Raw genomic sequence first — 22,210 nt, forward strand, 5'->3', positions numbered from 1 at the left:
TACAAATGTATCTAGCAGCTTCAATTTGTAGCACGGACGATGTGTGCTGCATGGCGGCGCGGAAGCAAAGCTATCCTTTACGAAAGATAGCTGATCAAGCTTCTGACAACTTTTCCGCACGCTGAGACTCAGGGGGCACTGCGATGTCAAGTGTCTCATCAGCATTTCGCCGCAGCGTCGCCTTTCGGTCAGTGTTCGACGACCACTCTTGGACGCATAGCCGCCGCTTGAAGTGTCCTCATCGAACGGCAGCTCACAGCCTAAAGCTGCCTGCTACTAGATGCTTTCAGGGATGTAGCCCCGGATGATTTCCACCACGCGCACGTAATGCCTCGTACAACTGCGCTGGTCCAAGCAAGATGGATTTCAGACCAGCTCGCACACGCTCACTGTCCAATGCTTGTTTGCTCATTGTGGTGTAAGCATCAAAGGCATCAATGATGGCATCGGTCAGTGCACTATCCAGATCCGGTGAATTGTCAAACTGACCTTTGCTGTTATTGCTGGCTTGCTGCACCAATATCTCAGACTCCAACAACTTGCCTTTGACGTGGTTCACATAGACAAGCCGGTCTTCGTCGCTCAGTTCTCCCTCGAACAGGTCGTTGACCTTCTCCACAAGCTCAGATAGCAGTACTTTTTGCTTGTCTTGAACGGAGCCGCCTCCGGCTTCTGTCATTGGCTCCAGCTTGTGCTGACCATCTGCCTGGTGCAGCGACAAATTACGCTGGCCTTGGTCTTTTAAACGATGGTGTGTCAAAACCACTTTGGATAAGTCCACTCCTTCGCGCTCACGGCCAAAGTCCAGTAGAGGCAACAAGCGTTTAAAGAAAAGAGCGCGCTTTTCAATCGCTGTATTGCCATAGTCAAAGACTTGCCCCAAGAAGGCATAGACTCGAACAAAGGTCCCCAAATCACGCTTGAACAGAATTAGCGCATCCAGTTCATCTTTGGCAGCCTGTGTCAGAGGGCCATCCACAATCGGTCCGCCTTGGGCATCTTGCAGCGCTTGTTGTGCCGCTTTGTAGCGCTTGAGCAATCTGTCTGCAACTGGCTCAATAGCTGCCACCAGCATCGCTTGCGTGGCCTTGGAATTCATTTCCACCTGTACGACACGATCCACTTCAAAGTCATCGTAGTGCCCAGCAGCATCCAGCTTTGCGCGCAAGTCATAGACCAGATGCGGATCTGTCACCCCCGATAGCTCGGCAGTTTCGTAATAGGTCTTAAACGCTGCCAGGATGTCATCAGGCTCGTTCACGAAGTCCAAAACGTATGTCGTGTCCTTGAGGCCATACGGCCCGCTGTAAGCACGGTTGAGGCGGCTCAGTGTCTGCACGGCCTGAATACCACCTAACATCTTGTCCACGTACATGCCACACAGCAAAGGCTGATCAAAGCCGGTTTGAAACTTATTCGCTACGAGCAAAATTTTGTATTCGTCGGTAGCAAAGGCTTCACGCATGTCACGCCCTTTGAGCAAGGGGTTAAGTTGCGTGCTGTTTTCAGTCACAGGCTCTGGCAGGCTTTCAGGATCATTCACCTCACCAGAGAACGCCACCAGTGCTCCTAGCTTGTAGCCTTGCTCTTTGATGTAAGTCTGCATGGCCAGTTGCCAGCGCACTGCCTCTTGACGGCTGCCCACTACGACCATGGCTTTGGCGTGACCATCTAGCAACGGCTGAACGTTTTCTCGGAAGTGCTCAACAACTACCGCCACCTTCTGGCTGATGTTGTAAGGGTGCAAGCGTACCCAGCGCATCAAGCCCTTCATCGCCTCGCTGCGCTCTACCTCTTTCTCATCCCACTCTTTACCCTCATTGGCCAGCTTGAAGGCCAACTTGTAAGGGGTGTAGTTCTCAAGCACGTCAAGAATGAAGCCTTCTTCAATGGCTTGGCGCATGGAGTACACATGGAAAGGCGCAGGCAGATTGCCAGGGCCAGCAGGCAATTCTGGCTGAGGGCGACGGCCAAACAGCTCTAAGGTCTTTCCCTTGGGGGTAGCAGTAAAAGCCACATACGTGATGCCTGCATCATTGGCCCTTGCAGCCATTTGCACTGCCAACAGATCTTCAGTCCCAACTTCTCCCCCGTCAGCCAGCTCCTTGAGTTCTTCAGCACTCAGCAGTTGCTTAAGCTTGCTGGCTGCTTCACCAGTCTGGCTGCTATGCGCTTCATCGGCAATCACAGCAAAGCGTTTTCCTTGTGTTGCAGCCAACTCCTGTACGGCTTTGAGGGCAAATGGGAACGTCTGGATCGTACAGACCACAATTTTTTTGCCGCCTCCCAACGCTTCAGCCAGCTCAGTGCTTTTGCTGCCGCCGTCCCCTTTGATCGTAGCCACTACGCCCTTGGTGCGTTCAAAGTCAAAAATGGCTTCTTGCAACTGTGCATCCAGCACGTTCCGGTCACTGACTACCAACACACTGTCAAACAGTTTTTGGTTGTCAGCGTCGTGTAGGTCGGCAAGAAAATGTGCAGTCCAAGCAATCGAATTCGTTTTGCCTGACCCTGCACTGTGCTGAATCAGATACTTCTGGCCTGCCCCTTCCTCCAACACTGCAGCCACCAACTTGCGTGTAGCGTCCAACTGGTGATAGCGGGGGAAAATAAAGCCAGAAACCTTTTTTTTGCTGTCATGCTGAGTGACCAGATAACGCCCAAGAATCTCCAGCCAGCTATCGCGCTGCCAGACCTGTTCCCACAAATAGGCCGTGCGATGGCCATTCGGATTGGCAGGATTGCCAGCGCCACCGTGATCGCCCAAATTGAAAGGCAAAAAGCGCGTGCTCGGGCCTTGAAGGCGCGTTGTCATCATCACTGTGCGGTTGCTCACAGCAAAGTGCACCAATGCGCCTCTTGGGAAATCCAGCAAGGGTTCTGCAAATGGCTTGCCCTTGGGCTTGGGTATGCGCTCAAAGCGGTATTGGTCGACCGCCGCATTGTTGTCCTGGGTGAAATCAGTCTTCAGCTCTGCAGTGGCAACCGGAATGCCATTGAGAAAAAGCACCAGATCGATGATGTCGTCATGGTTGGTACGACACTGACGTACTACACGCAAGCGGTTGGCTGCGTAGCGTGCTTGCAGATCAGGGTTCATAGCCAGCGCAGGCTTAAACTGTGCCAGCTTGATGGGTGCTCTGACGCCTAGCATTTCAATGCCCATGCGCAGCACATCCAGCGTGCCACGCATATCCAGCTCTTTGCGCAAGCGGTCCAATAGCATGGCTTTTGCAGCAGCGCCATGATTTTTTACCAAGGCCTGCCACGCTTGGGGCTGCGTAGTTTGCACCCACTCCAGCAAGTCCTCTGGGTACAAAGCACGGGCAGTGTCATAGCCTCGTGCATCACCGTCTTGACCAGGCTCTGCATACAACCAGCCGTGCCTGGCCAGGTGGTTGCAAATGTCCAGTTCAAACTGAATTTCTTTGTGCAGAGCCATGGTCTCCCCTTGTATCTTTTGTTTATGCGCTTGCGCTGCTTATCGCCTGGCGTTTGAGTAGGTCCAAAGTGGTCCCATTGCTGTCTTTCCACTCTTGCCACCCGTTGGCGGTGCGCCCCAGCACTGCCATCGCGGCACGGCTTGGAGATGGGAAAAGATGGTCTTTGAGAAAAACGATGCTTTCCCCTTCAACCTTTACCAAGTCAGAGGACAGCAGCTTGTCTCTAAATGCAGCGTCACTGGTCCCCATGATAGAGGGCACATTGTTTTTACGACCAACTGAGCCCTCCAGCACCACAAACCCTTCGGTTGTGTAGATGCCCTTGGCATTGACACCGCCAGAGGTGCAATAGAAAAACTCCAACGCTTGGTCTTTCTGCCCTGCCTGCGGGGCTACTGCATCAAACAAGGGATAGCCCAAGGTGGTCAGCAAGGTTTGCCCCGTCTCAAAGATCTCCAAGCAGTCAGCCTCCATCGGCGCTGGGGTATAAGGGCGAGAGCCTGCATTCCCGTTCTTGGTCTCATAGCGCTGCGCTTTCGTGGCCGCCTGAATGCTTAGCCACTCCAGGTAAAGCGCATGCGTCTGCGTGATGGATTGAGTGCGCGAAATCAGCACCAAGGCACGCTCCCAGAAGTCTTTATCGCTATCGTGCTTCGCTAGGCGTCCGCGCAAGTCACCCGTCTGCCCAACATAGACCTCCGGCTGGCTGTCATCATCCGGCTTGGAAACTAGGTAGTAAACCCCGACCTGCTCAGACTCTGCCATTTTGAAAAAGTCTGGCAGCAGTTTGCGCGGCACTTCAATGACTTGAACAATGCGTGTGGTGATCTCAGCCACGCGAATGCCAGTTGGCGCGCCACCTGGCAAAAAGATTTGGATAGTTTGTGGCCTAAGAGTCATGCGGACTCCTGTGCAGGCCAGTTGCGCACATCAATTTGGCCGGTTACGACTGCAGAGATCAGGGCGGTGCGGCGTTCTTGCAGAATGGCGATAGCGGAGCGGGCATGGGTCACCAGTGAATCGAGCTTGCCAGTCTCGCATTCAAGAAAAGCCTTGATTTCCTCTTGCTCAGCTAGAGGTGGAAGGGCCACAAGAAAATCACGCACAAAGTCATCTGGAACGCGCTTTTGCCCACCTGCACCATACATGAATGACTCACCAAGCAATCGAAACAGAATCGAGATAAAAAGAAGGTGTAAGTAGTTGCTGGTCACCTTGCTTTCACATGGACGTACCACTATCAGTTCGGTAGTGCCAAAGCCGTATCCATTATTAAGGCCTCGCATCACAGCACCTTTTCCGTTCTCAAAACAGGGCGTGATCTTGGCAATCGTCACGTCACCTTCCCGAAAGTAGGTGTAACCGGACTCCACTTCCGCGATAGGACGCGTACGCCTGAGATTTAGCGTGCCATCACCACCAACGTCTTCCATTGGCAAAAACGAAACCTCAGTATCTCTAGGCAGATGGCCAACTTCGGCTTTGGAAGGATTAAGTGAGGTCACATTTCTTAAACGCTTGACCTCCCAATGCGCCGGCACCTCCCCCAGCCAATCCACGCCCGAGTCCTTCATGGGCACGTTGGGGTTGAGCCCCTTGGTTACGGCATGGGAGATAACGGCTTGGCGCTTTTCTTGCAGCAGGGTGATGAGCTTTTCTTGTTCTGCAACCAGTGCGTCAATTTTGGCGGTTTCGTGGTCGAGGAAGGTGGCGATGGCCGCCTGCTCCTCAAACGGAGGGAAAGCTATAGCAAAGTTTCGTACGAAGTCATCCGGCACACGCTTTTGTCCCCCTGCACCGTACATACTCCCTTCCCCAAATTGGCGAAACGGATGTGATGTAAATAGAAGGTATAGATAGTCGCTACTTACTTTACCTTCTGATGGCCGAGCCACAATCAGTTCAGTTGTACCAAAGCCATGACCGTTGTGAAGCCCTCGCATCACAGCGCCTTTTCCGTTCTCAAAACAGGGGGTGATCTTGGCAATCGTTACATCGCCTTCCCGAAAGTAGGTGTAGCCAGAATCGACTTCCGCGATAGGCCGTGTCCGTTCGAGATTCAGCGAACCATCATCACCAACAGCTTCCATAGGCAAAAACGACACCTCGGTATCGCGCGGCAGTTGGGCTATTTCCGATTTAGACGGATTCAGCGTAGACACATTGCGCAGACGCTTCACCTCCCAATGCTCCGGCACTGCCCCCAACCATTCCACACCGCTGTCCTTGTACGCGGGATACTTTGCAAAGCTCATGCCGATAGCCCCTTGATCATGTCCAGGATACGGTCGGTGGTTTGCTTGAGTTCAGCATCAATCACCTCCAGCGGGCGCGGGGGCTTGAACACGTAGAAGTGGCGGTTAAAGGGGATTTCGTAGCCGACTTTGGTTTTGTCGGGGTCAATCCACGCATCGGGTGCGTGGGGCAGTACTTCGCGCTTGAAGTATTCGGCCACGTCTTGCAGGTAGGGCACATTTTCGGTGTCGCGTAAGCTGCTGTTGGGCTGGGGTTTGCCTTTGAGCTTACCTTTTTGGCCCAGCACCACGTTGCCAGCTTCGTCACGCAGGGGGCGTTCTACGGTAATGCTGTAGTAGCCAAATTCTTCATTGTCAAAAATACGGCTAATGGGCGTGCCGTCTTCGCCCTTAGCTTCGACAAAATCCCCAAACAGGCGGGTGATGTGATCGATGTGGGCATCGCTCATTTCTTTGCGCTTGCTGCCTAGGCTTTTGCGCATTTTTTGCCACATGCCAGAAGCGTCAATCAGCTGCACTTTGCCTTGGCGCGCGGCGGGCTTGCGGTTGCTGATGATCCAGATATAGGTGGCAATACCGGTGTTGTAGAACATGTCGGTGGGCAGACCGACGATGGCCTCCAACAAGTCATTTTCTAGCACGTAGCGGCGGATTTCGCTCTCGCCACTACCAGCGCCCCCGGTGAACAGGGGCGAGCCGTTGAGCACGATGCCAAAGCGGCTGCCGCCTTCGTTGGCGGGGCGCATTTTGGCAATCAAGTGCAGCAAGAACAGCATAGAGCCGTCCGACACGCGCGGCAGGCCGGGGCCAAAGCGGCCGTTGTAGCCTTGTTGTTCGTGCTCTTTGCGCACTTCTTTTTCGACTTTTTTCCACTCCACGCCAAAAGGTGGGTTGGAGAGCATGTAGTCAAAGTGTTTGGCGGCGTGGCCGTCGTCGCTGAGCGTGTTGCCAAAGGCGATGTTGGCCACGTCCTGGCCCTTGATGAGCATGTCCGCCTTGCAGATGGCGTAGGACTCGGGGTTGAGTTCCTGGCCAAAGACGGTCAGGCGCGCTTGGGGGTTGTGCTCTGCCAGATATTCGCCTGCCACGCTGAGCATGCCGCCGGTGCCTGCGGTGGGGTCATAGATGGTGCGGACCACACCGGGTTTGCTGAGGATGTCGTCGTCCTCAATAAAGATGAGGTTGACCATGAGGCGGATGACCTCACGCGGCGTGAAGTGTTCACCTGCGGTTTCGTTGCTGATTTCGGCGAATTTGCGGATGAGCTCTTCAAACACCAGCCCCATTTGCATGTTGCTGACACTGTCTGGGTGCAGGTCAATCTGGGCAAACTTTTCTGCGACTTGGTAGAGCAGACCAGCTTTTGCCAGGCGCTCAACTTGCACGTGGAACTCAAAGCGCTCAAACACATCACGCACGGCGGGAGAGAAGCCTTGTACGTAGCTGTAGAGGTTTTGCGCGATGTTGTCAGCGTCGCCCAGCAGCTTTTTGAGATCCAGAGGCGATGTGTTGTAGAAGCTATGCCCAGACTTGCGCAACAGAAACGGTTCTGGGTTGACGCCCTGTTTTTCTTTGGCAGCGAGCTCTGACAGCACGGCATCTTTGGTGTCAGCCAATACACAATCCAGACGACGCAAGACGGTAAAAGGCAGGATGACTTTGCCGTAGTCGGACTGTTTGTAGTCCCCTCGCAGCAAATCAGCGACAGACCAGATGAAGGCGGAGAGAGATTGTTGGTTCATTGGCTGCAAAAGCAGCATCCTGCTGCTTGGTATCGAAAGAGAAAAGGCATGCAACCCAAAGCATGCCCAAGGTAGAAGAGCCGTTATCTAGCTCAGCTCAGCCTATAGCGGAACAACACCTCTTGCCAGTAAATCTTTCGTTCTTGCTTCAATACGTGCTTGCACATCAGCTGGCTGCAAAGACAACTCAGGCAATCTGGCTTCAGGGAAATCTAGGTTTTCGATGATGTAGCCTTCATCGTCACGCCGTTTTGTTCCAGGATGGCTTTCCTCCAGCACAGCGATCTCCTTCAAAGCAAGGCTGATAGCCTCAGTCTCTGCCATTCCCTTGAAGTGCATCAACATGGCGGCCCGTAAGGCATTCACTTCTTGCATCTGCTGCAAAAAAAGCTCTTGCTCCTGCTCAACGGCAACTGTGCTACCTAAACCCATTTACTTCTCCTGAAAACAGAAGATTCTAGGGTTGTTTCCCCATTGCTGGCCAGACTGACACACCCGCACAGATCACCTGGCTCAGCCTAGGTTCATATCGCGCCGGTCGGCTGCTACACGCATCGTGCAATAGTTCAGCTTCTTTCTGATGAGGTCAGCGGGTGTGGATATTTTTTTCTTTGTTCGTTATCGATACTTGCTTTATGCACATTGCCAGCAAAAAACCGCTTACTCAGCGGTTTTCAAGTATCTTTTAGCTAGGTCCAAGCAAGACACAGGGCCCACGTTTCGAAATTTCAACTTGCATCTTTCAGCAAAAGTGCTTTGCTGTACGTCGTGAAGTCATCCAGATGCCTAGTGATCACAGCTTCTACGATGGGTAGCTGTAGCGCTTGGTAGTCATGCATGGCAATGTTTCTAAAGCCAACCATCTTCTGCAACCGCTCAGCAAGTGCCGCTTCAATCCAACGAGCCTGAGCCAGCAGAGTGAACACATCCCTCGAACTTTGAGGAATACCTAGGCGCTCGCGCCGGATCAAATGCTGCCCCATGTCCAGGGCTGCTTCACAAGCCCGCACGACGCTCAAGATCGCCGCATCTTGACAAGTATGGTCGGCTGCAAATGTAGCTGGAGATTTTTCGTACTCCTCTTTAGCCCGCAGGACGCAACGCTCAATCGTTGCTGCTTTGTTCATGAGTACGTCATCAACCATAAACGGTTCCTGTTTTTTGAATGTCTTGCAGCAAGCCAGCGCGCGCCTCGTCCAATGCGGTCTTTTGGCTAAGGATGAAGGCTTCATAGAGTGCAGCCTGCTCATCTCTAGCCCACAGTCGTTGGCCTGTTGTCACAACCCGGTACTGCATCACCGTCGAGGCAGAGCGTAGATTAAGTAAGTCCACAGGACAGCCAACAACCCCTGCTAAACGACTAGCGAGGTCCCAAAGCACCTCAGCACCAAGACTCTCGTCAGCCATCAACGCAACATCCAAATCACTCTCAGGGCCTGCATCACCACTCACCTGACTGCCAAAGGCATAGACACCAGACAGACTGGGGACCATGTCCTTCAGTGCAGCGACTACAGCGCAAAAATCAATGGGACGTGGGGCTGGCATGGACAGCTCGGTAAATTACTTCGGCAAAATGGGATGGCTCATGAAACTGAAGTATGGCAGCTTGAAGATGCCTTCCAGGACGCAAGTGGCGACGCCAGCAATCAGCGTGCCCCACCTTTAGACCAAGCTCTTCTTCTTGGAGGCAATCGCAAGCGCATGAAAGACAATTCCTTAATAAAGACTTGATCTACAAAGCCTTGTAATGCTTTCCACGCGCTGGCATTCTTTTGCGATAGTGACCATTCACCGTTTGGCAAAAGCCGGATACCTGGAGCTTGCACGGTGCGGCCTAAGCGCCCCTCCAGTGCCCCAAGAGGACCCAGCATGAAGTCTGCCCATATCAGCGAAAGTTGGGAGGCCTGAGTTGTGCCATTGGCCAACAATTGCTTCACTTCAGGCCCCAACAAGATCAGCGTACAGCGCGGCTCACCCCATGCTGTGGCTGATAGTTTGATCAGATGGCCCTTGATTTCAGCAAAACCAAATTTTTTAAGGTACGCCACGAATGCTGAAGCTTGCTTCAAAGCTTCCAAAAAATTATCTGGAAATTCGCCGGACAATTGATAGGTAGCACGCTTGACTAGCTGGCTGGCTGCAAGCTCATTTCCTTCTGGCGTGTCTAAGCAAATTTCAAATGCAAAAGCATCAAGATGAGGATGACCAAACCTCAAACCTTTCAGATAGTCCCCAATAGACTCCGCTGCATGGTAAGCCTCGTCGTACAGAGCTTTGTTATGTTTTCGTGCTGATGCTCCTCGAAGCCCCCTTACAGCCTCTTCTAGGCACTCCTGCAAAGCAGTCGCATCATCCCGAGTGAAGCGATGGCGCTCCAAATACAGGTATTTTTTTACTCCCTTTATGACGTCAGCCTGTTTAACAAGCAGCTCCTGAAACAATAGGAAGTGTGCACTCTCAACGAAAGCGGCTGAACGTAATGAGTCCTGGATGTCTCGAAGCAACATCTCCTGCTCATAGCGGTACAGGTCAAGGCAAAGTAAAAGACGTTCCCCAAGAGTGCTGTATTCCAGCCTATCCTTCGAATCACTCCAGCTGAAGTGACGGCCTGAAACATTGGCTGCTATCGAGAGATAAGTGTGCACCGCTATTCGAAGGACCTGCCAAGGATAGGAGCTATGCCAGTCCTTTGTCAGTGAGAGCGTTCCTCGCTGTGGACGCCGTAGCTCTCCTGCTACGGGTAGATCCCACTGCACATTTGATCGTGTGAAAACAAGCCCAACATCGCGCTCCATTCGCTCGATGGTTTTTAACAAATCCATATCTCAGAATGCCCTGACATCAACGGTGCACGTCCAGCGAGCTTAACTGAATGAAATTTGAATTTTGAGCTCCCACGCACCTGTAACATCAGAGGGGCCGACAAGTAAGCAAACGCACCCTGTACGTACGAGATCCCAGAAGGAAGCTATGGAACTGCCAGTATCGCAAGTAAGCAGCAAGATTTTCAGCAAAACTGACGAGCAACGGTATCAGCAACTAACAGCGCTCTATATCGATGGCAAGACCGATGCAGCTCAAGAAGCTGAGTTCCAGGAGTTGCGCCAAAAAAAGATTTCAGCGCGTGTCAAACGAGAGCAGTGCATTGCGCAATTGATCAAAGACATCAAAGAACAAGATATCTCGTTTGCTGAGCTAACTAAAGCCGGCTTAAGCGTGCCACCGATTACTGATCTGTACTCCGAAAGCGAAATTCGGACAGCCGCCAAAGCCCTTGGTGTCACCCATACGGCAAAGGCTGTAGAGGCCACCGAGCCCAAGATGAGCGGCAAGAAACGGGAAGTCAAAGGCTACATCAAGAGCATCAGAAATCCTGACGAAACAGGTGTTTGGCGAGCTGGGCCTCCAAGCTTTTTTAAGGAAGAAGGCGGCTTGGACCAATACGAGCAAGGTAAGCCTATCGACCAGTGGCTTGTTGACACCAAAGATGTGTCGAGCAAGATCAAGCTGCTAAAAAACCTGGAGAAAAAATTTGGAAAAGAACCATCTCAAGAGCAGCTTGGTGACATCACTGCTGAAGCCTATGCAGAAGCATAAAACAACGACACTGCCACGATAGCAACTAGGCAGTCGCGTCGATCTCGCATGCAGTGTGGTATTCCCAGATGGCTGCATTAGGCTGATCTGAGTCATTCGCGGTCAACGCCCGAGTGTCAGCAGTGCTCAAAACCGGGTACTAGATGACCAACAGCGCAAACTACCGACGCAACTACTACAGCGCCGTTTCCCAATCTAGGCGCGAGCGACAATTCGGATTTCATCGAACAGTTGCAATTATCAATCCCCGCCATATAGACATGCCTGCATGCTGCTCTTCAGACACATAGTGCTGAAGCGCCACATCATCGTAGCGGGACACAAGGCAATCGTTGATTGTGCGCATTCGCTTGCTACGATCCTTTTAAAGATTGAGGAGGACGTATGGACGATGAGACCAAAGAAAGAAATGCCAGAGCTACAGAGCGTCAAATGGCGTTTTTCGAGGCATTGCCAAAAGCGCTACGCGATGAGGAAGATGCCATTCCAGCCGCCATTCGAACCATGAATGCTTCACCTCGAAGCAAACTGCAGCGGATTTATCGCCTTGCAGATGCGTTCATGGAACATCGGGATCCATTTGTTGCGTGCAAAAAAGGATGTTCAGATTGCTGCCATATGAACATCACGATCTCGACCGAAGAAGCGACCAGAATAGGTGCCGCAAGTCGGCGCGAAATCAAAAAGCTGCATAAGAGCGTCCACCATGAAGTGGACGCCTTTGCGGGTATTCCTTGCCCGTTTCTAGACGCAGATGCTGCATGTTCCATTTATGCAGATAGGCCTTTGGTTTGCCGAAACCATGCGTCGTTTGATAAAGATGCCAAGCTGTGCAATCCGAAGCTGATGAACAATGTTCAGATGCCTATGATGAATTACGCCGGCATCGATGAAGCTTTTGGTTCTCTGATACTGGCAAGCAGGGATTCGGTGCTCGCGGATATCCGGGATTTCTTCCCATAATGGCCTCCGATGGAGTTGAGGCCATACAGGGTGCGCCGCCCACTCTACGAAGCTTGCTTTTGATGGGGGCGGCGCCTTGGCTTCGATGCACGCGGCCGAGCTCACCGTGCGGCCAAGAGCGAATTCTCAATGTCTCACAATGGCTCATGTCGATAGAGCGCTAGCCAATCGGATGATCAACGAAGTGAGGCGTCCAGCGCAATTTCAAAGACAGTTGCGTCGCCTCTCAAGCGGGGGTCCAGTCTTCCGAACACATTCCTAAGCTCCTGCCGGTAAGAGTCCTTTGTAGAAAAATCCAATCCGACGATCACGGCCTTCTCGAATGACGCTGCTACATCGGCCACCCTCGGATCGCTCTGGAGTTTTACATAGCTGCGAATGGCGATTTCCAGCAGATGCGTCTTGAATGACGCAGACAGCTTCTCACTCGGAATGATGCCTTGCAGCATCGTCCCAATTACCTTGGTGGCTTGCTTAGAGATGTAGTGGCGATCGAAATTAACGGCACAACGGGTTGCCGGCGGGACTTCGGAATCATCCATGCGCGCGCATTGCTCAGCCCAATCCGTAGCGACGCCAACCAGGCGGCCGAGAAGGTAGTGAAATGGCGTTGGCCACTCCTGATAGACCTCTTCGTCGGGGACGCCAGGCATCTGCTTGAGGATCTTCTCGGCGAAGTGCCCGAAGTAGTGCAGCCACATGTGGTCTTGCAACCCTTGGTGGATGCCTTCATGCACCATGATTTCAAAGAGTGTGATGCCTGAATTGATCGGACAGCGAAATCGCCCCACCTCCTGGTAGGAGCCCTGCGGTTCGTTGAGTTTGCTGGCCAAATGCTTGTCTTCATCCAATCGGAGGCATACGGACTCGCCTATGGCAGCCTCCAGGCCGTTTTTCACCGCCGTCGCTGCATCTGCAAAGAAGAAGCGAAGCAGCCGATTGCTTTCCGGCAGGTAAAGACGGCTTCCGCCATTGAGGTTCTGATTGTTCTTCAGCTCAACGTAGAGGCGGCTTCCCGTGGCGTCCAGCAGCGCGTCGATGTAATTCGCAATGAAGTCAGAACGTATCGCTTCGTCCGCTTCCAGCAGCTTGAGACAGAAATGTGGGTGTGCCTGCGCCAGGTGAACGGTTAACTCAGGCGAAGTGACCAGATTCAACAGGATCTCCCGGGCTTGTAAGCTGGCCTGGTCTCGCTCTGCACATCTGGATTTCAATGTGTGCAGAGAACGGCGCCACTGCTTGCGCCAGGCTGAAGGAGGTTTGTGGGGCTCCCCGCGCAAAAGTGCCGCCAGTTCATCCTTGGAATTACCCCCGTTTTCGATCCAGCGCACCATGCGAGAGTGTTGGCGGGTTAGAGAGATAAGAGTCGGCAGTTGGGGCTCGACCAGCAATACAAGTTCGTCATAGCGCTTGGTGAGGTGTAAGTTTTCGATCAATTCACGAAAGACGTGCACTCGCCCCCGGGCCAGCGTCGGAAAGCGTGTTCGCCAAAAGAAGTACAGTGCCACCGAGAGCAGCAGCAGATATACCGCACTCGAACTGTCGAGCCCCCATTTCCAAGGTCCCAAGCTGTAGTACAGCCCAAGTTGCTCCAGGATCGGGGCGTACATCAGGTAGTGGACAAGAAAAAACACCGATCCACCCACGACCCAATCCACCCATGTAGTGCAGAAGCGAAGCCGGAGCCGGTTAGTGGGAGAGATGAGCGCCCACACAGCGGCGATGACTCCCAATATGGTGAGCAGGCCAGTAGTGTCTATAGGAGCGGAGGCCGCCATCGTAGCTATTGCATCCTTCCGTTGGTCAATGGGATCGCACCCAAGTGCAATTTGCGTCCATGCCGACGCAATGCATCCAGGTGATAAAAACCGATGTTCGTTCCCAAACATCGGGCAATCAATCTACGCATCGAGCGTTAAATGCTGCTGCAGTTAGCGATCCAGCCTAACCCTCAATCGACGTGCGCGTTCGCGGAAGGCCTCTTCGCCGCCCTCCAGAATGTCGCAAACCGCCTTGCGAATAGCAGTGTTCTCAAGGCCGCCAGATGTGTATTTAAGTGGGGGCAACCCACCAGCAGGATGAGGGCCAGCGTCGGCGACAATGATCTGGTCCGCATCGGTGTTGATGACGAGATTGGCATTGTGCGTGACCATGATTACCTGGCGTTTGGCCTTAGCCGCGATAAACAGGGCGACCAACTCCTCAAACACAGATTTGGGGTCCAAGTTCTCCTCTGGCTGATCGATGATAAGTGGCCGATCGTCAGCATCGTCCAGTGCCAAGTAGAGAAGAAGAAGTACGATACCCCGCGTTCCAGGCGACAGCTTTCGGATATCCATTCCGTCATAGACTATTTCGTATCGCACCGAGATGTGATCGGTGGCGAAAAGCCAGTGAGCGAACTGCTTCAACCAGCCACGAAACTCTGCTTGTTGATTCTGGCCAAAGGGAGCCTGGCTCAGAAGGTCGCGCATGTATTGCGAAATGAAATTCGTCATCGCTGCCTGCACGTCGGCAGCCGAACCTGTTTCCCAAGCTGATCGCAGGGTTTTGTCCGCCAGTGCGATTAACGCGCCGCGGCCTTGGAATGGCCCTGCCTTCCGTCGGTCTAGAAGGTCTTCTTCAGCTACAGCTCCCCAGGCGGCAACGTCAACGACGCGGCGAACCGAGAAACCGAGCTTGCGAAGGGTGCCGGTGGATGCATTTAAGCGTGCCATCAGGGGTCCATAAAGATCGGCGAGCGAATTCTGTTCGTTGATGATCGCCTGAAATACTCGGCCATAAGCCGCTTCTCGCTCGCTCTGGAGTTCCTTACGACGCGCGCCAGCGCCTTGAGCGTCGGTTAGTCGTGTTTGAAGGCTAATGAGCGCGGCGTTCTCTTGGGCGATGCGCTTTGACAGGGTGGAGTACTGACCGCGAATGACATTGTCGGCGCTTACCAGTACCTCCAGTCGGGCCATTTCAGCCAACAGCGTATTGAGGGTTAATTTAGAAAGGTCAGCAGTGTCTGCGAAGAGCGGCGTGTTTGGGTCGCTGGCCGAAATGGCCGGACCTGTCAGTGCTGCGATTTGCTGATCGGACCATGTGACATACTTGGTCAAACTCGTATCGACATCGCCTTTATAGATCAGCAGGAACTCATCCCATTGCTGCTGATTGAGACCACTGTGAACGTGTCGCTCCTTGGCTTGGCGCAGCAGCTCGGGGGCCTTGGTATTGCGAGTGCTTACCACCTCATCCTGCAGCGCAACGAATGTCCGGCGCTGATTGCCGTAGGCTTGGATCGTTCCGCGCAGCGTCTGCACGGCCTGTCCGAGCTGGGTGTGGCGATTGGCCTGAGCCTCAGTTCCCTTCACGACAAGCTTGGCGAGATCTTCGTTGTAGCTTTTGATCTGGCCTGTCTTTTGCGTGACTTGCAGCGCTAGGCCTGTGGCAGCAGCTTCCTTTTCAATCTCCGTGGCAATGCGCTCGGATAAATCAGCGATTGCCTCAGCCTCCCGCTCTCGGGCCTGCTGAAAACGGGCGGTGCGGTAATCCCTCAATTCGGCAAAGTCGATAGCGCCGTCAAGATCATCTTGTGGATGGGCATCAAAGATCACACGTTCTATCTCCGCGATGAGTCCATCGGAGACGCCAGCAGAGGAGCAAAGCTCCTCTACAAATTGCTGAGACAAGTAGCGCGCTCGGGGAAAGGCTAGATGACCGTTTGCATCTCGCCCATCGAGGAAGCGTGTGACTGAAGCACCTCCACCCCATGTCAGCGTTGCAGTCGCTTGGCCAAGCAACTGGCGGGCACGGACGAGAAATGACGGGCTGATGTTTGCGCTCGCATTCCAAGCGGCTGGAGTGATTGCGTCACAGCCAGCGGCAATCATGTCAGCAAGTGCGGTCTTGCCTGAGCCGCGCGCGCCGATGATCGCGACAAGCCCAGGATTAAGTGGGATGTCCGGAGTTGATGCCCAACTGGCATCTCCGATAGCTATATTCGAGATTACTTGGGAAGGCATGGCCGTGGACGGCGATTCGCTTCCGACATAAGCACGACCTTCGGGGTCTATACAAGCCTGGCGCAGGGCGTCGAACTCTAGACCGCCCTTGATCCACGTATAACGCTCTTCAACCGGCTCGCCTACAGTTTTCTGGTCGTGGGCATCGCTGCCGTGGAGACAGGGCTTGCAGCCGCCATACCGCTCCTTGAGTTGGTCGAGCGTCACACCCTTGCGAGCAGACCAGAATTCGCGCTGTGCTGTGCTACTTGAGAAGATGATGTGGGCGAATTTTTCGATCTCCTGACGCATGGTTGCGTCTGCGGCTTGGCGTAACCCCGAAGTTCCGTCGCCCGTCGCACCTGCAACCGCGATGAGGATGTTGCTCTTCGCCCAATCGCTCTCTCGCATAACCCGGCGGAGTTGGTCAAAATTCACCTTGAACTGCGTGGCGCCGTGCGAAAGCGCAGCGCGGTCATCGAGGATGCTAGTGTCGGCTTTTCTGCCGAGGGACATCAGATCCAGGCGGGTGCAGTTGAAGGTATCGCCATGCGCCTGGAACTGAAGTCGCTGAAGGATGCGGTGCAATTCTGCGACGTGGTTCGGATCTTCAGGGCTGACTAGGAGATGCACGTTGACAAAGCCAGACTTTGCAGCGACATCTAAACGCAATTCGACGTTGGGAAAAATGAGTTGTACATCTTTCAAACGGCCAGCCGCCTTTTGCCTTAGCATCTCTTCGTACGTGTCAGTAAGGTAATAGTCAGTCACCGCCAACGCCTCAATTTTCGGCGTGACTGTCTCAAGCTTTTTGAGATAGGCATCCCAAGGGGAGTCGCTGCCAAACTGATTATTTAGAACGGTTCCTGGCGCATGGATGTGCGGTTCCCAGCGACGCCATTCAGACCCACGACCAATCATTTGCTCATCCTTTGCGGCCATAGACCGTCCTTGTGACAATTTTCGAATGCTTTACTTGGAGTAAGCAAGGCAGTGATTTTTGTAACACTTTATAAGGTTTTAGCGCAATGAGCACCTTTAGCCAGGCACAGCAAGGCCATCTCTCCAAGTACTAACTTGCCCTCCTAGAGGTTGGGTATGTGGTATCTGGCAAGCGCATGGCATCAGGAATGAAAGTTCCGCGAGGTCTAATCACCTGACGAGTGCTCTCCAATTCCTTTTGCAGCACTTCGGAAACTGGCAAAACTATCTTGTTGTTGGCTGCCATAACACTATTGGGCAATCCTTCGAGGGCATACTGCGGTGTGCTCCGTGTCGACGCAAAGGATCAAGCCATGGACAGGTTTTCCTCAGACAACGTCCAGTGTTCCTGCAATACAAAAGCATCTAGCCGACGTCAGCACGCGTCATGCGCCCCGGGATTCGGCCGATGCTGATGACCAAGCACCGCAGCTTGCGATGGAAGGACGCTGATCCACTCGATAGCCGTAGGGGTGGGTGCTCTTCCCCTTGTGAGCGACTGCACAAATTTTTTGCGCCGAGCAGAGTGGTCGTGCGAACGCTGCGGGCACCATGGCCGTGGCTGCGGTTCTTTTGGTGACGCGGTTTATCAGGACCGTCAAAATTCTGCGCATGAATGTGTGACAGCTTTTGGACCTATAGCTGCCGCCAAAGCCTCATCTGCAATTGGCAGCAGTCGCTGCACAGCAGACGCCAATCCACGAGACGTGCGCAATAGATCAAGAGCCACCTCGTCGTAGCCCAGAGCGCCGTTACAAGCCGGATGCTTGCCTTGCTGTAAACTGTATGCATGTACAGTACCACTCCACAAGCCGGCCAGCCTGTGCCGGCAATCGCGTCGCCAATGTGTCTGCCACTGGCAGACTGCTCAGTGCGCGCTGGATTCCCGTCCCCTGCTGAAGACTTCACAGGCAAGCGCCTCGATCTGTCTGCCATGCTGGTGGAGCATCCGCAGGCAACATTTGTTTTACGCGTGGCTGGAACCTCCATGGTGGAGCACGGGATTGGGGACGGCGACATGATTGTTGTAGATCGCTCCATCCAGGCACGGCACGGCCACATCGTTGTCGCGGTGATCGAGGGCGAGTTCACGGTGAAGTCGCTGTATTCGGTCGGTGGCATCGTGCGCCTCAAAGCAGGAAACCCCACGTACCCCGACATCATCCCCAAAGAATGCGAAACCCTGCAAATCTGGGGCGTCGTGACTTCGTGCATCAAGCGCTTTAGCAGGTAGTCATGCACATTCCCGCACGCAGACGCCCGGAGTTTGATGAAGCCCGGGTCTATGAATACCCAGAGCACCTGCGTGACTCTTTGCGGGACATGCCCGCCAAGCCGGGGGTGTATATTTTTCATGCTGCCGAAGGCACGCTCCCCCTGTACATTGGCAAGAGCGTCAATCTGCGTGCTCGGCTGCTCTCGCACATGCGCAATCCAGACGAAGCACGCATGCTGCGCCAAGCGGCGCGTATCAGCCACATCCGCACGGCTGGAGAGATTGGTGCACTGCTGCTGGAAGCCCAACTCATCAAGCAGCAGCAACCGCTGTATAACCAAAAGCTGCGCCGCAATCGCCAACTTTGTGCACTGCGCCTGCGTGAAGGTGTGCCAGAAGTTGTGTACTCCCGCGACATGGACTTTGCGATGGAACCCGATCTGTACGGCTTGTATGGCAGCCGCACCAGTGCTTTGCAAGGTCTGCGTGAACTGGCCGATATGCACAAGCTCTGCTATAGCGCTCTGGGACTTGAAAAGCTCACCAAAGGCCGCGCCTGCTTCAGAGCCATGCTCAACCAGTGCAATGGCGTTTGCTGTGGCCGCGAAAACCCTGTCGATCATCAGCAGCGACTGCTCAGCGCTTTAGAGACTTTGCGCGTAGCCACCTGGCCCTACCCTGGAGCGATTGGTCTGCAAGAAACCTGCGATGACATGCAGCAGATCCACGTCGTGCACAACTGGTGCTACCTGGGCAGCGTAGATACACGCCAGCAAGCGCGCAAGCTGGGCAAGGTAGCTGCCGGGTTCGATGCCGACGGCTACAAAATTTTGTGCCGCCCGATTCTGACAGGCACGGCACGCATCGTGCCGCTGTAGGTGCCGCCATGTTCGCCCTCGTCGACGGCAATAACTTCTATGTCTCGTGTGAGCGCGTGTTTAGGCCATCGCTGCAAGGCCTGCCTGTTGTGGTCTTGAGCAACAACGATGGCTGCGCCATTGCGCGCAGTGACGAAGCCAAGGCCATGGGCATCAAGATGGGCCAGCCGTACTACCAGTTTCGGGATCTGGAGCGAGTAAGCAATCTGGTTTGCCTGTCGGCTAACTTTGAGCTTTACGGGGACATGAGCGACCGCATGATGAGCCTGGCTGCAGGGCTTGGCCCCTTGCAAGAGATCTATTCAATTGATGAGAGCTTTATTGGGGATCTGGATGGCATCCCCGACCTGACACGCAGGGCGTGGGCCATTCGTGCACGCATTGACCGGTGGATTGGCATCCCAACGTGCATAGGCCTTGCCCCCACCAAGACGCTGGCCAAGCTGTGCAATCACGTGGCCAAAGACGCAGAGCGCAAGCCGGGCAGCTACCCGAAAGAGCTGGCTAGAGTCTGCAACTGGACAGAGCTGACACGAGAGATGCGCATCGATCTGCTGCGCCGCACGCCAGCGGGTGATGTGTGGGGCATCGGCCGCAGGATTGCAGCCAAGCTGGCAGAGCAAGGCATCCTCACTGCCTTGGATGTCGCCAAGATGCCCACCGCCCAAGCCCGTGATGAGGGGAGTGTGCTGCTAGAGCGCACCGTGCGCGAGCTTCAAGGCATCAGCTGCATCAGTCTGGAGCAAGCCCCTGCTCCCAAGCAACAGATCGCCTGCACGCGTAGCTTTGGTCACCCCATCACCACCTTGCCTCCTCTGATTGAAGCTGTGAGCGAGTTTGCTTCGCGCGCCGCAGAAAAACTACGCCACGGCAATCAGCGTGCTGGCGCTGTGCAGATTTTTGTCCACACCTCGCCGTTTAGGCCTGGTCCAAGATTCAATAAATCAGCCACCATCCAACTGCACCCACCCACCTCGGACACCACCGTGCTGGTGAACACAGCTGTTGCAGGTCTACGCCGTATCTATGAGCCGGGTTTTTTGCTGGCAAAGGCTGGCGTCATGCTGCTGGACCTGTGCGCTGCAACTACACAGCTGCAAAGCGATCTTCTGTTTGAGGCACCCTGCACGAAACGCGATCACAGCCAACTCATGGAGGTCGTGGATCGCATCAATGCGCGCTATGGCAAATCCACTGTGCACGTTGCCAGTACAGGACACACCCAAGAGGATGAAGCTGGCTGGCGGATGCGGCAGGAGCGGCGCACCCCACGCTACACAACCCAACAGAGGGAGATACCGATCGCACGCGCGTGAATAGCCTTGTCCCACGTAGCGCAAGGCCAGAGGTGGAATTCCGCATGCTCCATGCTTATATCGGCTTCAGGCTGCTAGCCGCCGTTCAACTCCACTCAAATTGGCGGCAGCAATCATTTGCTGCACGTTTCGTGAATAGGTGGTATTAGCGCCTCTAAAGGCTATGAAACCTCCTTATAAAAAAGCTATGACCTTATCACCATGCGTCATTTGTCAAAACACAGGGGCAGAGCCATTCCCATCACTCATTGCGCTGAGAACCTCCTTACGACGCCTCACACGCTCTTTTTTTCTATCATTAATTTCGCCTTTACGAAACTGTTTTTTTAATCCATGAACCACTACACGAGGAAGTGGGTCGGGCTTGGTTACGTAGTCAGACATAGCTTTTAATCCATTCTGAAATTCTTCATCGATCTTTATAAAATTACCAACAGATTTCCATTCATACCTTTCACAATGCTTTTTTTCATTGCAATTGAAATACCTGCCAATACCTGGAACAACATCTTTGACCCAGTGATGTCCAAGTCTCCTTGCCACATTAACATCATTCATAAGGCTTGAAGCATTGAAGATAAAGATAGAGTGAACATGAACTCCTCTATCATTACCAAATTCAACCTTCATTGCATAGCCCAGGAAACTCTCTTTAAAACTTTTTCGTGCAAAAGCAAGCAACTCATTCCAATCATCTACAACATTTTGCTGAGAGCTTATTGAATTTATAAGCTCTTGATGGTAGTAAAGATCAAGCCTTACAATCATGATCTTACTATGAGCCACTTTTAAATCGTAAATATAGTTATACAGTGACTCTGCTTTACGTTTATGGATCTTATATTCTTGCTGGTATGCATTGTGAAAACCTTTAGACCCAACTCCAATGCACAAGCAATCAAATAATAATTTTTCAAAATCAATCGATGTATTGATTTTAGGCCTGCACTTCACAAGAGCTTCAAAAACAAAAGAGGATGTATAAACTCTATGAATTGCTTCTTTATAAAAATCATCAACATCAATCGGAAGCTCTCTATTTAAGGCTTTAAGCAATACCCTTAGCTTGTTAGACAATCTAATCTTTACATCAGGGCTTGATTTTAAAGATGAATAAATTCTTCTAGCCACTTGATCAGATAATTTTAGCCAAGAAGCCACTTCTAACTCGTATAAAAGATCTCCAATCACAGGAGAGCATGCATCAATCTCGAACTTCATAGTTAACCTTGAAGCTTGACCATCTTAGGGTCAAGCTAAGATGGAGAGAATTGATCCCCTTTAAATCATTAATCAATCAAAGCACAACAAGAATCTATATCCTCATAAATTGCAGTAGGCATGACTCTTGTTTGGCTTCGATAGCCTTCTCTTAAATTCGATATATGATAATTATCCCAATTACACAAACCAATTAATCATTTAAAATTCCTTGGTGGCAAAAGGTTTAATAACTATTAAAAGAATTTAAAGCATTTGAAATTCAATTACAAGTTAAGTCCTTCGGTTGATTTCCTTCAAGACAAATTTTTGAATCTATCCAAGCGTCTATTTGCTCTTCAATCCACACCACAGAGTTAGCAGTTAGCTTAATTTTCTCTGGGAAGCTAGGATCAAAGTACTTTGAATTTTTGTTCCTCAAATTGTAGATAGATGCCTTTGACAATTTAAGCTTCTCACACAGATCTTCAATTCTTAAAAGGACATAGGGTTTGTTCTTCATTTTCTTAGATTGTTCTAACCACTTTCAATGGTGAGTCATCCAAAAAACTCGAAATGAGTTGCTTGTGACAAAACATCTGTCACGAAGTTAAAAAAATCCTAAATATC

General features: G+C 52.6%; 17 protein-coding genes. 5 read left to right on the forward strand and 12 right to left on the reverse strand.

Going from position 1 to position 22,210, the window contains the following annotated elements; genetic code table 11:
- Positions 1 to 286: 286 nt before the first annotated feature.
- From AC27VO_RS14695 to AC27VO_RS14730, 8 genes are all read right to left on the reverse strand, one after another.
- On the reverse strand, positions 287 to 3,442 hold the full coding sequence (locus tag AC27VO_RS14695; protein ID WP_488667464.1) for a type I restriction endonuclease subunit R: 3,156 nt from the start codon (positions 3,440 to 3,442) through the stop codon (positions 287 to 289).
- A gap of 22 nt (positions 3,443 to 3,464) precedes the next feature.
- Positions 3,465 to 4,343 carry a GIY-YIG nuclease family protein gene (locus tag AC27VO_RS14700; protein ID WP_488667465.1) on the reverse strand — a complete coding sequence of 293 codons (879 nt, stop codon included), beginning with the start codon at positions 4,341 to 4,343 and terminating at the stop codon, positions 3,465 to 3,467.
- Complete coding sequence (locus AC27VO_RS14705) at positions 4,340 to 5,698, reverse strand: restriction endonuclease subunit S (protein ID WP_488667466.1); 1,359 nt, start codon at positions 5,696 to 5,698, stop codon at positions 4,340 to 4,342. Before AC27VO_RS14705 ends, AC27VO_RS14700 begins: the two co-directional genes overlap by 4 nt.
- A complete protein-coding gene (locus AC27VO_RS14710) occupies positions 5,695 to 7,440 on the reverse strand; it encodes a type I restriction-modification system subunit M (RefSeq protein ID WP_488667467.1) in 1,746 nt (581 codons plus the stop codon). Before AC27VO_RS14710 ends, AC27VO_RS14705 begins: the two co-directional genes overlap by 4 nt.
- Before the next feature lie 102 nt (positions 7,441 to 7,542).
- Positions 7,543 to 7,872 (reverse strand): hypothetical protein, encoded by a 330-nt coding sequence (locus AC27VO_RS14715; RefSeq protein WP_488667468.1) that lies wholly within the window; start codon positions 7,870 to 7,872, stop codon positions 7,543 to 7,545.
- A gap of 296 nt (positions 7,873 to 8,168) precedes the next feature.
- Positions 8,169 to 8,585, reverse strand: coding sequence for a type VII toxin-antitoxin system HepT family RNase toxin (gene hepT, locus AC27VO_RS14720; protein ID WP_488667469.1), 417 nt, complete (start codon positions 8,583 to 8,585; stop codon positions 8,169 to 8,171).
- Entirely contained in the window at positions 8,578 to 8,988 is a 411-nt protein-coding gene (mntA, locus tag AC27VO_RS14725; RefSeq protein WP_488667470.1) for a type VII toxin-antitoxin system MntA family adenylyltransferase antitoxin, read from the reverse strand. The genes hepT and mntA overlap by 8 nt, the downstream gene beginning before the upstream one ends.
- Before the next feature lie 101 nt (positions 8,989 to 9,089).
- Positions 9,090 to 10,265, reverse strand: coding sequence for a hypothetical protein (locus AC27VO_RS14730; protein ID WP_488667471.1), 1,176 nt, complete (start codon positions 10,263 to 10,265; stop codon positions 9,090 to 9,092).
- 148 nt (positions 10,266 to 10,413) lie between these two features.
- Between AC27VO_RS14730 and AC27VO_RS14735 the strand changes: the two genes are divergently transcribed.
- Both AC27VO_RS14735 and AC27VO_RS14740 read left to right on the forward strand, forming a co-directional pair.
- On the forward strand, positions 10,414 to 11,040 hold the full coding sequence (locus AC27VO_RS14735; RefSeq protein ID WP_488667472.1) for a hypothetical protein: 627 nt from the start codon (positions 10,414 to 10,416) through the stop codon (positions 11,038 to 11,040).
- A gap of 384 nt (positions 11,041 to 11,424) precedes the next feature.
- Complete coding sequence (locus AC27VO_RS14740) at positions 11,425 to 12,003, forward strand: YkgJ family cysteine cluster protein (protein WP_488667473.1); 579 nt, start codon at positions 11,425 to 11,427, stop codon at positions 12,001 to 12,003.
- Positions 12,004 to 12,179: 176 nt separating this feature from the next.
- Here AC27VO_RS14740 and AC27VO_RS14745 read toward each other — a convergent pair whose 3' ends face one another.
- Both AC27VO_RS14745 and AC27VO_RS14750 read right to left on the reverse strand, forming a co-directional pair.
- Positions 12,180 to 13,781, reverse strand: a complete 1,602-nt coding sequence (locus AC27VO_RS14745; protein ID WP_488667474.1) for a hypothetical protein — start codon at positions 13,779 to 13,781, stop codon at positions 12,180 to 12,182.
- 153 nt (positions 13,782 to 13,934) lie between these two features.
- A complete protein-coding gene (locus AC27VO_RS14750; RefSeq protein ID WP_488667475.1) occupies positions 13,935 to 16,931 on the reverse strand; it encodes a TrlF family AAA-like ATPase in 2,997 nt (998 codons plus the stop codon).
- A gap of 829 nt (positions 16,932 to 17,760) precedes the next feature.
- Between AC27VO_RS14750 and AC27VO_RS14755 the strand changes: the two genes are divergently transcribed.
- Genes AC27VO_RS14755 through AC27VO_RS14765 form a run of 3 tightly spaced genes read left to right on the forward strand, consistent with a single transcriptional unit; the run spans position 17,761 to position 20,380 of the window.
- Positions 17,761 to 18,204, forward strand: coding sequence for a LexA family protein (locus tag AC27VO_RS14755; protein WP_488667476.1), 444 nt, complete (start codon positions 17,761 to 17,763; stop codon positions 18,202 to 18,204).
- Between the two features lie 2 nt (positions 18,205 to 18,206).
- Complete coding sequence (gene cho / locus AC27VO_RS14760) at positions 18,207 to 19,064, forward strand: excinuclease Cho (RefSeq protein ID WP_488667477.1); 858 nt, start codon at positions 18,207 to 18,209, stop codon at positions 19,062 to 19,064.
- A gap of 8 nt (positions 19,065 to 19,072) precedes the next feature.
- Positions 19,073 to 20,380, forward strand: a complete 1,308-nt coding sequence (locus AC27VO_RS14765; RefSeq protein WP_488667478.1) for a Y-family DNA polymerase — start codon at positions 19,073 to 19,075, stop codon at positions 20,378 to 20,380.
- Positions 20,381 to 20,593: 213 nt separating this feature from the next.
- On the opposite strand, the gene AC27VO_RS14770 is transcribed toward AC27VO_RS14765, so the two are convergent.
- Entirely contained in the window at positions 20,594 to 21,601 is a 1,008-nt protein-coding gene (locus AC27VO_RS14770) for a YagK/YfjJ domain-containing protein (RefSeq protein WP_488667479.1), read from the reverse strand.
- Between the two features lie 262 nt (positions 21,602 to 21,863).
- Positions 21,864 to 22,103, reverse strand: a complete 240-nt coding sequence (locus tag AC27VO_RS14775) for a helix-turn-helix transcriptional regulator (RefSeq protein WP_488667480.1) — start codon at positions 22,101 to 22,103, stop codon at positions 21,864 to 21,866.
- Between the last annotated feature and the right edge of the window lie 107 nt (positions 22,104 to 22,210).

Source organism: Comamonas sp. 14P8.1.4 (genome assembly GCF_057799285.1).

What these genes read in the sequence shown, in the direction of transcription:
- AC27VO_RS14755 (WP_488667476.1), top strand. Translation starts at nt 17,761, where the DNA reads ATGTACAGTACCACTCCACAAGCCGGCCAGCCTGTGCCGGCAATCGCG.
- AC27VO_RS14735 (WP_488667472.1), top strand. Translation starts at nt 10,414, where the DNA reads ATGGAACTGCCAGTATCGCAAGTAAGCAGCAAGATTTTCAGCAAAACT.
- cho (WP_488667477.1), top strand. Translation starts at nt 18,207, where the DNA reads ATGCACATTCCCGCACGCAGACGCCCGGAGTTTGATGAAGCCCGGGTC.
- AC27VO_RS14765 (WP_488667478.1), top strand. Translation starts at nt 19,073, where the DNA reads ATGTTCGCCCTCGTCGACGGCAATAACTTCTATGTCTCGTGTGAGCGC.
- AC27VO_RS14740 (WP_488667473.1), top strand. Translation starts at nt 11,425, where the DNA reads ATGGACGATGAGACCAAAGAAAGAAATGCCAGAGCTACAGAGCGTCAA.
- AC27VO_RS14745 (WP_488667474.1), bottom strand. Translation starts at nt 13,781, where the DNA reads ATGGCGGCCTCCGCTCCTATAGACACTACTGGCCTGCTCACCATATTG.
- AC27VO_RS14730 (WP_488667471.1), bottom strand. Translation starts at nt 10,265, where the DNA reads ATGGATTTGTTAAAAACCATCGAGCGAATGGAGCGCGATGTTGGGCTT.
- AC27VO_RS14695 (WP_488667464.1), bottom strand. Translation starts at nt 3,442, where the DNA reads ATGGCTCTGCACAAAGAAATTCAGTTTGAACTGGACATTTGCAACCAC.
- AC27VO_RS14710 (WP_488667467.1), bottom strand. Translation starts at nt 7,440, where the DNA reads ATGAACCAACAATCTCTCTCCGCCTTCATCTGGTCTGTCGCTGATTTG.
- AC27VO_RS14700 (WP_488667465.1), bottom strand. Translation starts at nt 4,343, where the DNA reads ATGACTCTTAGGCCACAAACTATCCAAATCTTTTTGCCAGGTGGCGCG.
- AC27VO_RS14705 (WP_488667466.1), bottom strand. Translation starts at nt 5,698, where the DNA reads ATGAGCTTTGCAAAGTATCCCGCGTACAAGGACAGCGGTGTGGAATGG.
- AC27VO_RS14750 (WP_488667475.1), bottom strand. Translation starts at nt 16,931, where the DNA reads ATGGCCGCAAAGGATGAGCAAATGATTGGTCGTGGGTCTGAATGGCGT.
- AC27VO_RS14715 (WP_488667468.1), bottom strand. Translation starts at nt 7,872, where the DNA reads ATGGGTTTAGGTAGCACAGTTGCCGTTGAGCAGGAGCAAGAGCTTTTT.
- AC27VO_RS14775 (WP_488667480.1), bottom strand. Translation starts at nt 22,103, where the DNA reads ATGAAGAACAAACCCTATGTCCTTTTAAGAATTGAAGATCTGTGTGAG.
- mntA (WP_488667470.1), bottom strand. Translation starts at nt 8,988, where the DNA reads ATGCCAGCCCCACGTCCCATTGATTTTTGCGCTGTAGTCGCTGCACTG.
- AC27VO_RS14770 (WP_488667479.1), bottom strand. Translation starts at nt 21,601, where the DNA reads ATGAAGTTCGAGATTGATGCATGCTCTCCTGTGATTGGAGATCTTTTA.
- hepT (WP_488667469.1), bottom strand. Translation starts at nt 8,585, where the DNA reads ATGGTTGATGACGTACTCATGAACAAAGCAGCAACGATTGAGCGTTGC.